General features: G+C 60.5%; 12 protein-coding genes. 3 read left to right on the top strand and 9 right to left on the bottom strand.

All coding sequences use genetic code 11. The annotated features are described in order from the left end of the window. Position 1: 1 nt before the first annotated feature. Positions 2–691, top strand: a complete 690-nt coding sequence (locus BM70_RS0105735) for a DUF4197 domain-containing protein (protein ID WP_010212601.1) — start codon at positions 2–4, stop codon at positions 689–691. A gap of 45 nt (positions 692–736) precedes the next feature. Here the strand turns inward: BM70_RS0105735 and BM70_RS0105730 are convergent, their stop codons facing one another. The 4 genes from BM70_RS0105730 to BM70_RS0105715 form a co-directional block, all read right to left on the bottom strand. After that, positions 737–2,101, bottom strand: a complete 1,365-nt coding sequence (locus tag BM70_RS0105730; protein WP_025855113.1) for a Fic family protein — start codon at positions 2,099–2,101, stop codon at positions 737–739. Positions 2,102–2,357: 256 nt separating this feature from the next. After that, the gene (locus BM70_RS33550; RefSeq protein ID WP_256220878.1) at positions 2,358–2,612 is read right to left on the bottom strand and encodes a hypothetical protein; all 255 of its coding nucleotides are present in this window, start codon (positions 2,610–2,612) and stop codon (positions 2,358–2,360) included. A gap of 2 nt (positions 2,613–2,614) precedes the next feature. Beyond that, complete coding sequence (locus BM70_RS0105720) at positions 2,615–5,680, bottom strand: efflux RND transporter permease subunit (RefSeq protein ID WP_025855112.1); 3,066 nt, start codon at positions 5,678–5,680, stop codon at positions 2,615–2,617. 6 nt (positions 5,681–5,686) lie between these two features. After that, positions 5,687–6,787, bottom strand: coding sequence for an efflux RND transporter periplasmic adaptor subunit (locus BM70_RS0105715; RefSeq protein WP_025855111.1), 1,101 nt, complete (start codon positions 6,785–6,787; stop codon positions 5,687–5,689). A gap of 93 nt (positions 6,788–6,880) precedes the next feature. Here BM70_RS0105715 and BM70_RS0105710 point away from each other — a divergent pair, with 93 nt between their 5' ends. Then, entirely contained in the window at positions 6,881–7,516 is a 636-nt protein-coding gene (locus tag BM70_RS0105710) for a TetR/AcrR family transcriptional regulator (RefSeq protein ID WP_025855110.1), read from the top strand. A gap of 381 nt (positions 7,517–7,897) precedes the next feature. Here the strand turns inward: BM70_RS0105710 and BM70_RS0105705 are convergent, their stop codons facing one another. Beyond that, entirely contained in the window at positions 7,898–8,680 is a 783-nt protein-coding gene (locus BM70_RS0105705) for a class I SAM-dependent methyltransferase (protein ID WP_025855109.1), read from the bottom strand. A gap of 96 nt (positions 8,681–8,776) precedes the next feature. On the opposite strand from BM70_RS0105705, the gene BM70_RS0105700 reads away from it, so the two are divergent. Then, on the top strand, positions 8,777–9,397 hold the full coding sequence (locus tag BM70_RS0105700) for a hypothetical protein (protein ID WP_025855108.1): 621 nt from the start codon (positions 8,777–8,779) through the stop codon (positions 9,395–9,397). A gap of 3 nt (positions 9,398–9,400) precedes the next feature. On the opposite strand, the gene BM70_RS0105695 is transcribed toward BM70_RS0105700, so the two are convergent. From BM70_RS0105695 to BM70_RS0105680, 4 genes are read right to left on the bottom strand one after another with little or no spacing between them, the layout of a single operon-like run. Beyond that, complete coding sequence (locus BM70_RS0105695) at positions 9,401–10,081, bottom strand: extensin family protein (protein ID WP_043274171.1); 681 nt, start codon at positions 10,079–10,081, stop codon at positions 9,401–9,403. Between the two features lie 21 nt (positions 10,082–10,102). Beyond that, a complete protein-coding gene (locus BM70_RS0105690; protein ID WP_025855106.1) occupies positions 10,103–10,930 on the bottom strand; it encodes an oxaloacetate decarboxylase in 828 nt (275 codons plus the stop codon). Between the two features lie 27 nt (positions 10,931–10,957). Beyond that, positions 10,958–11,818: a DUF72 domain-containing protein gene (locus BM70_RS0105685; RefSeq protein WP_025855105.1), complete on the bottom strand. Its 861-nt coding sequence runs from the start codon at positions 11,816–11,818 to the stop codon at positions 10,958–10,960. Beyond that, positions 11,818–12,108 (bottom strand): hypothetical protein, encoded by a 291-nt coding sequence (locus BM70_RS0105680; protein WP_025855104.1) that lies wholly within the window; start codon positions 12,106–12,108, stop codon positions 11,818–11,820. Before BM70_RS0105680 ends, BM70_RS0105685 begins: the two co-directional genes overlap by 1 nt. Positions 12,109–12,237: the final 129 nt, after the last annotated feature.

The following is a 12,237-nucleotide window of genomic DNA, read 5'->3' as shown; positions in this document are numbered from 1 at the left end:
CATGCTCCGTAACTCCCTTCGCTTTACCGCCCTGTGTGCCGGTTTGTTGCTCGGTGCCAACGCCATGGCCCTGGACTTGAGCAGCCTGTCCCAGGGTGACGCCAGCGGCGGTCTCAAGGACGCCCTGACCCAAGGCGCGCAGATTGCCGTGAAGCAACTGGGCGTACCCGGTGGTTTCAGCAACAACCCGGAAGTGAAGATCGGCCTGCCAGGCAAGCTGGGCAAAGTCGCCGACAAGCTGAAAATGTTCGGCATGGGCGACCAGGTCACCCAGCTGGAAACCAGCATGAACAAGGCTGCCGAAACCGCCGTGACCCAGGCCCAGCCGATCCTGGTCAACGCCGTGAAGAACATGAGCGTGACGGACGCCAAGGGCATCCTCAGCGGTGGCCAGGATTCCGCCACCCAGTACCTGAACAAAAGCAGCCGCGAGCAGATCCGCGCCAAGTTCCTGCCGATCGTCAAGGCCGCCACCGACAAGGTCGGCGTGGCCCAGCAGTACAACGCCCTGGCCGGCAAGGCCGCAGCCTTCGGCGCGGTGGACGCCAAGAGCGCCAACGTCGAAAACTACGTGACCGAGCAAGCGCTGGACGGGTTGTTCAAGATGATTGCCAAGCAGGAAGAAACCATTCGCGAGAACCCGGCGGCTGCGGCCACCAGCCTGGCGAAGAAGGTGTTCGGGGCGCTGTAATACCCATAATGCCCACGGCTCAAGAAGACGTGGGCATTCGTTAAATTAACGAGAAGTCTTCAACCAGTTTTTTTGTATTTCTGCTTGATCACGCATTGAAAAAACCCATTCACGACCCTGCTTCTTCTTGACGAAGATGTTCAATTCAACGAGGCCGTTCAGGACGGCTGACGCCGTGTTGTAGGAACAGCCCAGATTTTCCTTCACATTAACCGCAGTGAACTGCTTCGCGGTGCCACTCTTGGCGACCTGAAATACAGTCTTCTGTTTCTCGTTCAACTCTTTATAAAGCCCTGACTCCCAGAGCCATTGCTCGAACGACTCAGCCTCCTTAACACTTTTTTCGTAAGACGCCTTGAAGCCATCAACCGCTCGCTGGACGACAGAACACTGGTAGTCAATAAAATAAGTCAGATCCAGTTCATCTGTCTCGGTATAGAGATAAGACATACCGTACTGAACGGCGGCATTCTTCAGCAGAGCACTGATGGAGATATACCTGAATGCCGCGTAATCGCTTTTAAACATGAACCAATAAAACAACGCACGTGCCACACGACCATTGCCATCCCGAAAGGGGTGCTCGTAACCCAGGGCAAAGTGCAGGGATATACCTTTGATCAACGGATGAAGGTAGCGACTTGTCGTAGCATCGTCGTGGCAGGTGTTGATCCAGTCCGATAATCGCCCCAATCTTTTGGCGATGCCTTCTGCGGGAGGGGGCGTATGGACCACATTGCTATCACCATCCTGGACAACTACGTCATCATTTAGACGAAAGCTGCCGGGAGAATATTTGTCATCGTCAATGCCTTGAACACCCACCTCATGCATTTCAGCGATCAGTTCGGCACTGAGAGGAGCGTTTCTCTTATCCCAAGCGAAACGCATCATCCGGTAATTACCAATGATCATTTTTTCATCGGGTGTTCTGGGTAGCCGCTCTCTTTTCAACATATCTTTTGCTACAAGCGTCGTGGTTGCTGCCCCTTCCAACTGACTGCTGCTGATGGCTTCATCTTCAATCAAATCATTGAGCAGATACTTGATGTGAGCGGCCTTCCCAATCTTGCTGCTCATGTACTCAAGTGCCGCAGTTGAGGCATACCTGTCGACCGTGGATACCACGCGCTGTGCGGTCGGTGTCAGTAAAAACTTGCACCAGGCCTCAGGCGTACCGACGGGTAATATTTGCTGGTACAGACGAGAGCGCTCGTATTTTACGATGCCCCAGCATATCGCCTGATCCAAATGCTTGGGGAAGCGGTGACGTAGCTGATCAAAGTGTAAGTAACGCCCCTGGCTATCGGTTGGCTGAGTCAGCTTCATATAGTCAGAAAGGTGCTGAAGATGGGGTTCCTGGCCAATTAAAACGAAAACCCTTTCCGGCACCCTCGGTGGCAACTTGATCATCAAAATCTCAATTTTTCGATTTCTGAGACTTGAGTACACCAGAAAAATGCAACTATCTCAATAAACATCAAATCTGAGACGCGCGCTCCCTCAGTTCACCATCGATTCCGCCAACCACCCCACCATCAGCGTGGCAAAGGTGCCGACCGGCGCAATGAACGACACGATCAGCAATCCCTTGGGATTCATCACCGTCAGCCAGAAGAAGTACAGCCCGGAGAAACGGTCGGGACCGGGGCTGACGACACTGTTCTTACGCTGCCAAAGCTTGTAGGAGGAGGTAGCAGGCCAGCGCCAATTGTGTGGCCTTCAGCGCCCACGGCGAATACGCCGCCAGATACAACAACGCCACACCCCATAGCGAGACCTGCAGTAGATAAGCCAGGCACTCGATCAACGCCAGCGTCCAGGAGGCCCGAAAACCAAACAACACCCCTGCGCGAAACAGCAGGGTGTTGGTAGGGCCTGGGGCAAGCAACAACATCAGGGCTGAAACGGTGGCCAGCATGATTACGCGACGTCCTTCCTCACTCGGAACCACGCAGCATACAGGGCCGGCAAGAACAATAGTGTCAACGCCGTCGCCACAATCAACCCGCCCATGATCGCCACGGCCATCGGCCCGAAGAACACACTGCGTGACAGCGGGATCATTGCCAACACCGCCGCCAAAGCCGTCAGCACAATCGGGCGGAAGCGTCGGACGGTGGCTTCGATGATCGCCTGCCAGGGTGCCAGGCCCGCCTTGATGTCCTGTTCGATCTGGTCCACCAGGATCACCGAGTTACGCATGATCATCCCGGACAGGGCGATGGTTCCCAGCATGGCGACGAAGCCAAAAGGCTGGCGGAATACCAGCAGGAACAGCGTCACACCGATCAGCCCCAGCGGGGCCGTCAGAAACACCATGGCGGTGCGCGAGAAGCTGCGCAGTTGCAGCATGAGCAAGGTCAGCACCACCACGATGAACAAGGGCACGCCGGCCTTGACCGAGTTCTGGCCACGGGCAGAGTCCTCGACCGTACCGCCAACGTCCAGCAGGTAGCCATCCGGCAGTTCGGCGCGCACGCCTTCCAGGGTCGGCAGGATCTGCTGGACCAGCGTCGCCGGTTGCTCCTTGCCATAGATATCGGCGCGGATGGTCACCGTTGGCAGACGGTTGCGGTGCCAGATGATGCCTTCCTCGAAGCCGTATTCGAGGGTGGCGATCTGCGACAGCGCCACGCTTTTACCGTTGTCGGTCGGTACTGCCAGGCTTGGCAGCAACGACAGTTCGGTGCGCTCATGCACGGTGCCGCGCAGGAGGATTTCGATCAATTCGTTGTCCTCCCGGTATTGACTGACACTGGAACCGGTCAATGAGCTCTGCAGGAATTTCGACAGGTTGGCCGTACTCACGCCGAGGGCTCGGGCGCGGTCCTGGTCGATGTTGAGGTAGACGATCTTGCTCGGTTCTTCCCAGTCCAGGTGCACGTTGACCACGTGGGTATTCTCGCGCACCTTGGCCGCCACTTTGCGCGCAAGGGCGCGGACTTCCTCGATATGTTCACCCGTCACGCGAAACTGCACCGGGTAACCCACGGGCGGGCCGTTTTCCAGGCGGGTGACTCGTGAACGCAGGTCGGGGAATTGTTCATTGAGGGTTTCGATCAGCCAGGTGCGCAGGCTTTCGCGCTCCTCGATGGTTTTAGCCAGCACCACAAACTGGGCGAAGCTGGCCGCCGGCAGTTGTTGATCCAGCGGCAGGTAGAAACGCGGCGATCCAGTACCGACATAGGCCACGTAGTTGTCGATGCCGGCGTGATCCTTGAGCAGCGTTTCCAAGCGTTTGACCTGGTCAGCGGTGTTGCTCAGCGAGGCGCCTTCAGCCAGCTTCAGGTCGACCATCAATTCCAGGCGACCGGAGGCCGGGAAGAACTGCTGTGGCACAAAACGGAACAGCGCGACCGAGCCGATAAACAGCAACAGGGTCAGGACGATCACGGTTTTGCGGCGACGCACGCACCACTCCACCAAACGTCTTACGCGCTGGTAAAAAGGTGTGCCGTAGGGATCAGGACCATCGGTGCCGTGCTTGGCCGCATGAATCTTCGCCAGGTCCGGCAGGAGTTTTTCCCCCAGGTAGGGCACGAACACCACGGCGGCGACCCACGAGGCCAGCAACGCGATGGTGACCACCTGGAAGATCGAACGCGTGTACTCGCCGGTGCTCGACTGCGCCGTGGCAATCGGCAGGAAACCGGCGGCGGTGATCAATGTACCGGTGAGCATCGGGAACGCGGTGCTGGTCCAGGCAAAGCTGGCGGCCTTGAGCCGGTCGTAACCCTGCTCCATTTTGATCGCCATCATTTCCACGGCGATGATCGCATCATCCACCAGCAAGCCCAACGCCAGCACCAGCGCACCGAGGGAAATCTTGTGCAGGCCGATGCCAAGGTAATACATGGTGGCAAACGTCATCGCCAGCACCAGCGGAATCGCCAAGGCCACCACCATGCCAGTGCGCACACCAAGGGAGAAGAAACTCACCAGCAACACGATGGCCAGCGCTTCGGCCAGCACCTGCACGAATTCGCCGACGCTGGTTTTCACCGCCGCCGGCTGGTCCGACACCTTGCGCAGTTCCATGCCGGCTGGAAGGTTCTTCTGCAGCCGTGCGAACTCGGCTTCCAGGGCTTTGCCCAGCACCAGGATGTCACCGCCGTCACGCATGGCGACCGCCAAACCGATCGCATCTTCGCCCATGTAGCGCATGCGCGGTGCTGGTGGGTCGTTGAAGCCGCGGTGGATGTCGGCCACATCGCCGATGCGGAAGGTGCGGTCACCCACGCGAATCGGGAAGTTGCGGATCTCTTCCACGGTCTTGAAGTTGCCCGACACCCGCAGTTGCACGCGCTCGCTCGGGGTTTCAAAGAACCCCGCGGTGGAGACCGCGTTCTGTTCCTGCAAGGCTTGCTGCACTGCTGCCAAGGGCAGGCCGAGTGTGGCGAGCTTGAGGTTGGACAACTCGATCCAGATCTTTTCATCCTGCAGGCCGAGCAACTCGACCTTGCCCACATCCGCCACCCGCTGCAGTTGAATCTGGATACGGTCGGCGTAGTCCTTGAGCACGGCGTAGTCAAAGCCATCGCCGGTCAGCGCGTAAATGTTGCCGAAGGTGGTGCCGAATTCATCGTTGAAAAATGGCCCCTGGATGTCGGGCGGCAAGGTCTGGCGAATATCGCCGATTTTCTTGCGCACCTGGTACCATAACTCGGGGATCGCCGCCGAATGCATGGCGTCACGGGCCATGAAGGTGACCTGGGACTCACCGGGCCGCGAGAAGGAGATGATGCGTTCGTACTCACCGGTCTCCATGAGTTTTTTCTCGATGCGCTCGGTGACCTGCCGCGAGACTTCCTGGGCCGTGGCGCCGGGCCAGTTGGTCTTGATCACCATGGCCTTGAAGGTGAACGGCGGGTCTTCGCTTTGTCCCAGCTTGGAGTAGGACAATGCGCCGACGACCGCCAGCAGGATCATCAGGAACAGTACGATCTGGCGATTACGCAACGCCCATTCGGAAAGATTGAAACCCATCGGGGACTACTCCTTGGCCGCCAGATTCACCACACGGTTGGAGCGATCCACGGGGCGCACTTGCTGGCCCTCGTGGAGCACATGCACACCGGCGGCGATGACCCAATCGGTCGGGGCCAGGCCTTCCAGGACCGGGACGGTTTTTTCACCAAAGGCGCCGATGCGTACCGGCACGCGCTTGAGGGTATTGTCGGGCTGTACGCGCCAGACGTAGGACGCACCGTTCTCCGCACTGAGAGCCGACAGCGGTACCGACAACGGAACATCGCCGTCGACCTGGATGAATACGCGAGCGCTCTGGCCCAGTTCAGCCGGGACCTTGCCGCCGGTGAACGCCACACGGGCCGCGAACGTGCGCGACTTCGGATCGGCCGCCGGCGACAGCTCACGAATACGTCCGGCGAAGCGCTGATCCGGCTGGCTCCACAGCTCGACCGACACCGGCTGCCCGATCTTGAAGCGGCCAAAACCCTGCTCGGGCAGGCTGATCAGCACTTCGCGCTCGCCATCGGTGGCCAGGGTAAACACGGTCTGCCCGGCAGACACCACTTGGCCGACTTCCACCGCACGCTTGGCCACCACACCGTCCTGGGGCGCACGCAGTACCGCATAACCGGCCTGGTTGCTGGCCACGTCGAACTCGGCCTTGATCTGCTTGAGGCGCGCTTCACCGGATCGGTAGAGATTTTCGGAATTGTCATACTGGGAGCGGCTGACCATCTGACGGTCCATCAGGGTCTTGTAGCGGTCGCGCTCGGCACGCACCAGGCTCAGGTTGGCCTCGGCGGCAGCGACTTGGGCACGGGTTGCTTCCAGTTGCAGGCGCACGTCCTGAGGGTCGAGTTCCGCCAGCGCCTGGTTGGCCTTGACCCGTTCGCCCTCCTCCACCAGCCGCTTGCTGACTTTGCCACCGATGCGAAAGGCCAGGTCCGGCTCGTAGCGGGCACGCACTTCGCCAGGGTAACTGTCCATCGACTGCGCAGAAGGCTGTGGCTGCACCACCATGGCCGGGCGGATGGTAGTCTGGGCCGCTTCTTCATGGCCGCAGGCGGCCAGCAGGAAGACCAAACTGACAGGCAAAGCAAAGGGCAGGAAAGTACTGCGCATGCTGTAGGACCTTTCGCAAATGAAGCTAGGAATAATTATACTGACGGGTATGTTATTAATACCAAACTCACCAGTCCAGTATTAAAGGTGAAAATGTCCGACAATCCTGTGAACACCAATAGCCCCGGGCGTCCCAAGGACATGGCAAAACGCCAGGCAATCCTCGAAGCAGCGAAAATCCTGTTTTTGAGCAATGGCTACGCCAGTACCAGCATGGATGCGGTGGCACTGGAGGCCGGCGTGTCGAAGCTGACCGTCTACAGCCACTTCAACGACAAAGAGACCTTGTTCACCGCCGCCGTGGTGGCCAAGTGCGAAGAGCAACTGCCAGTGATGTATTTCGAGCTGCCTGAGGGCATGCCCGTGGAGACTGTGTTGCTGAATATCGCGCGGGGGTTCCATCGCCTGATCAACAGCGAAGAGTCGGTCAACCTGCATCGCCTGATGATGACCACCGGCAATCAGGACGTGAAACTCTCGCAGATCTTCTTCGAGGCCGGCCCCATGCGCATGTTGCAGGGCATGGAGCGCCTGCTCGGCAAGATCGACCAGAGCGGCGCGCTGAGCATCGACAAACCGTTTACGGCGGCCGAGCACTTCTTCTGCCTGCTCAAGGGCACGGCGAATTTCTGCTTGCTGTATGGCTGCGGCGGGCAACTGAGTGAAGAAGCCGCCGAAGCCCATGTGCAGGAGGTGGTGGGGTTGTTTATGCGGGCCTACAGGCCCTGAAGCCCGGTTGCATGGACGGCCTCATCGCTGGCAAGCCAGCTCACCAGCTTTTGCTTCAACCACTCAGGTCGGCTACTAGGCCGCCGTGCTCTTGCTTTTGATTTTGATCTTAGGCGCCCCCCAAATACCTGTCGGATTACGGGCACACCGAGCCTAGGCGAGGTGCCGAGTGTTGGGGCAAGAGCGTTTTGCTTACTTTGCCGCTTTTGCAAAGTGAGCCGCCGTAAGGGCGGAACCCATACCAGCCGTTACCTAAATAACGGATATGTACACCGCACCACCGCCATCGCAGGCAAGCCAGCTCCCAGAGTTAGATCGTGGGCTTACAGTTAGACAGCGGCAACAAGCGCCCTCGCCAGAGGCCCAGCGTGGTATTGCGATTCAAGGTTTAAGCGCTTTCTTGGGGTAGATGTCATACCGGCTGGACTTGCCATCCAGCGCATGACTCGGCTTGGGCCCGTCGATGCACGGCGCCTTGCGCGGGCGCTTGACCACCACGCGGTGGCTCGCCAGGGCCAGGGCGGCGGCCAGCAGCGCGGGCGCGTCCGGATCATCCCCCACCAGCGGCCGGAACAGGCGCATTTCCTTTTTCACCAGCGCGGTTTTCTCACGGTGCGGGAACATCGGGTCGAGGTAGATCACCTGGGGCGGCTCGCCTTCCCAGTTGCGCATCACATCGATGGAATTGCCCTTGAGCAACTTCATGCGCGCCACGATCGGCGCCACCTCGAAATCATCCGCGCCACGCGCAAGGCCGTCTTCGAGCAAGGCGCCGATCAGCGGCTGGCGCTCGATCAGGCTCATCTCGCAGCCCAGGCTGGCCAGCACGAAGGCATCCTTGCCCAGGCCGGCCGTGGCGTCCAGCACCCGTGGGCGCACGCCTTGGGCGATGCCGACGGCCTTGGCGATCATTTGCCCGCTGCCACCGCCGTACAGGCGCCGATGCGCGGCGCCACCCTCGACAAAATCCACCCGCACCGGCCCAGGCGCGTCAGGCCCAAGCTGTTGAAGCTGCAAGCCATGCTCCCCGACTTGCAGGGAAAACTCCGCATCCGCCAGCTGCAACGGCAGCCCCAACAGTGACGCCCACTGCTCGGCACGGGCCTTGAAACCGTCGCCCAAGGCCTCGACCTGGATGCGGCTGGCCGCTGGTTGTTCGCTCATCAATCGCTACGCTCAAAAATATTAAGGATCGGCAAACAGCGGCCGATAAAAACAACAGTCAGGTATTTTGCCAGAGCTGAGCGTCGACCGAAAAAAATGTCAGACATTCTTCCCCTAACCATCGGTGTACTGCCGACCCACAACCACTACGGCCTGCGCAATACTCAAGCGCTGGCCGGGGTGAGTCATGTGTGGCAGGACTTCTTCGCCCGGGCACTGGCCGAGCAGCTCGGCGATACGCCGGACGCGCTCGCTGTGCAGGTGCCTGCACCGGCGGACCCAGCGGTAGAGCCCAGCGCCGGCGCCGACCTGTTGTCGCAGATCCTCACCCAGCGTGAGTGCGACGTGAAAGACACCGAAATCACCCCACCGGAGCCGCTGTTCCTGCCGATCGCCGAGTTCGAGACCGACTTGCTGCCACCGGCCGCCACGCCGTTCCCGGAAGAAGAAATCGTCGCCCAGCAACGCCAGCAGAACTTCGAAAGCGGCTGGGTACGCCCGATCGTGCTGACCGCCGGGCAACCGTTGCCAGCGCCTGGCCCGGCACCGGAACCACGTCCATTGCACCTGCCAATCGCCGAGTTCGAGCTGGACCTGCTGCCACCCGCCGCCACGCCGTACCCAGCTGAAGAGCTGGTCGCGCAACAAAAAGCCCTGGACTTCGATTACTACTGGGCACGCCCGCTGGTCACCCAGAACCTGCGCCTGGCCGCTTGACACTCAGCGGCACACCCACCAACGCCCCATATCCAGATGGAAGTGGTTGCGGTGCGCGGCGTTGTAGTCCGGGCTCAGCACCACATTGAAATCCTCGCAGGCGCTATCGCGTACCTGGCGCAGGAAACGCGCCTTATCGCCCTCCCCTGGCCAGTCCTTGAGCACGCTGATGCTGCGCCCGTCCGCCAGGCGAAAGCCAGCAATGTCCAGCGCATTGGCCGACGCGTGCTGGCTGAGTCGTCCCTCGGCACGGTTATACATATTGCGACAGGCAAAGCTGCCCAGGTGATCGACCCGCGTCACCGCCTGGCCGAATACCGCCTGGGCCGCCGGTTGCAGGCTGTGACGCTCGAACAGGGCAAACGCCACCGCCAGTGGGCAACTGGCAAGGAAGCTGCTGCTCAGCCCGACCGCCGCATCCTGTACGCGCAAGGTATTGCGCAAGGGGCAAGCGGCATCCGCCGGCGAGTCCGCCTGATGGCTGACGCGCAGGCCCGAGGTTTCCAGCACCTGATCGCACAGCGCCGGGTCGTCCTGCAGGCGGCCCAGTTTGTAGCGGGTCAACAGGTTGGGGCTGGCGCGCACATCCAGCGGCGCCCACGGGTTCCAATCGGCCGGTAGTGGCACCCAGCCGCGCCAGACACCCGCGGCAACGGCGCCCGCCAGGATCAGCAGCACGCCCATTAACTTGGAAAAACACACCGCTTAGTCCTTGAAGAACTGGTTGGCCTGACTGAACGGCATCTTGCGCTCGGTAAAGGTGAACGTGCCCAGTTCATACACTTCCCGGGCCGCACGATAGAACTCACCATACGCCGCCAATGCCAGCGCCGAGCCAACGCTGATACGCCGAACACCCATCTCGCTGAGTTGCGCGACGCTCAGGTTCAAGCCGCCGGACATCAGCACATTCACCGGCTTGGGCGCCACCGCCTTGACCACCGCCAGCACTTCCTCGGCAGTGCGCAGGGCCGGCGCATAGAGCACGTCGGCACCGGCCTCGGCGTAGGCCTGCAGGCGGCGGATGGTGTCGGGCAGATCCAGGCGGCCATGCAGGAGGTTTTCCGCACGGGCCGTCAGGGTGAAGGCGAATGGCAGGCTGCGGGCAGCGGCCACAGCGGCTTCCACGCGCTCAACAGATAGGTCGAAGGGATAGATCGGCTCGGCGGCAACCCCCGTGGCATCTTCGATCGAACCGCCGACGATCCCCGTGGCCGCGGCACGCAGGATGGTCTGGGCACAGCCTTCGGGGGTGTCGCTGAAGCCGTTTTCCAGGTCAGCCGCCACCGGCAACGCAGTGGCCTTGGCAATCATGCTGGCATTGATCAACGTGTCGTCCAGGGACAGCGCGCCTTCCGCATCCGGACGCGCCAGGCTGAAGGCGTAGCCCGCGCTGGTGGTGGCCAGCGCTTCGAACCCCAGGCTGGCCAGCATCACGGCAGACCCTGCATCCCATGGATTGGGCATCACGAATGCGCGGTCACGCTGATGCAAGGCTTTGAAGGTTTCGGCGCGAAGGGTTTGGGCATCCATGTCGGGCTCCTGGCGGGAAAGTGAGCCCTAGAGTAACCCCAGTTGTTCCGCGACGGGGGCCCGATCCAAGGCGGGCAGCGGCGGCAGGCCGGGTAGACGCACCGTCAATTGGTCGTGAAAACGCAGGGCCAGTTGCGCGGCAAGGCGGTTATCCGAGGTGTGCAGGAACACGTAGGGGGTGCGGCCTTCCTCGATCCAGCCGGCGACTTTTTCCACCCACGGCACCAGGAACGGGTCGTTGGCTTCCAGTTCGGGATGGCCGATAAAGCGTACCTGGGGAAACTGCGTCAGCGCCGCCGGCCTTGGGGGCACCTTGGGCTTTTTCGATTGGGCGTGCAGCACGGCGGCTGAAGTGGACGTGCAACTGAAGAGTGCGCGGGGGTCCAGGCAGATACGTTCCACCCCCCGGTCACGCAACAAGCGGTTGAGCATGCGCTCGGCATCACCCTTGGCGAAGAATTCCTGATGACGCACTTCCACCGCCATCGGCCGCTCCAGGCTATCAATGAAACCTGCCAACTCCCCTAGGCGCTGCGGTGTGAATGTCGCGGGCAATTGCAACCACAGAGGCGATACCCGCTCACCCAACGGGCTCATTAAGCCAACAAAACTTTCCGCGGCCGGTAGCTGCTCAATCAGGTTGGCGCTGTGGCTGATATCACCGGGGAATTTGGCCGTGAAGCGGAAATCGTCGGGCATGATCTCGGCCCAGCGTTGCACCGTGGCGGCCGATGGGCGCGCGTAGAACGTGGTGTTGCCTTCAACGGCGTTGAAGACCTGGGAGTAGAGCGCGAGGTAATCGCTGGAACGGGCATCGGCGGGGTACAGGTACTCGCGCCAGGCGTTTTCACTCCAGGACGGGCAACCGAGGTAGTAAGGCAGACGCATCAGATGTGGATGTCGAGGCCCAGCACTTCCATATCCCATTCGACAAAGCCGGCGGTGGTCAGGTAGCTGGCCAGGGCGGTAGCGACGCTTTTGCTCATGGAACGCGGGAAGACCATGTCTTGCTGGCGGGCGGGAAGACCGCTGATACGAGCTTGGGTGTTGGCTTGTGCATCGGCCTGGACGTCGATGAAGTCCGGTGAATCCTCGACGGACTCGTCTACCGTGACGTTTGCCTTACGCGGCTTGCGCTTGATTGGGTAGGACTGTGAGGAAAAACCATCGATACGCATGGGCGCGAACTCGCTATCAGTAATGGCATTTTGGCAGCATCGTCCGTAACGCGCAAATGCTCTGGTGATAACTAGAACACATAATTTGAAAAAGGTTTAAAACCGGGGGCAAATTCTGACGATTGGTGA

The organism is Pseudomonas sp. CHM02, from assembly GCF_000612585.1.
GTDB lineage: Bacteria > Pseudomonadota > Gammaproteobacteria > Pseudomonadales > Pseudomonadaceae > Aquipseudomonas.
This window is presented reverse-complemented; position numbering and strand designations above follow the sequence as displayed.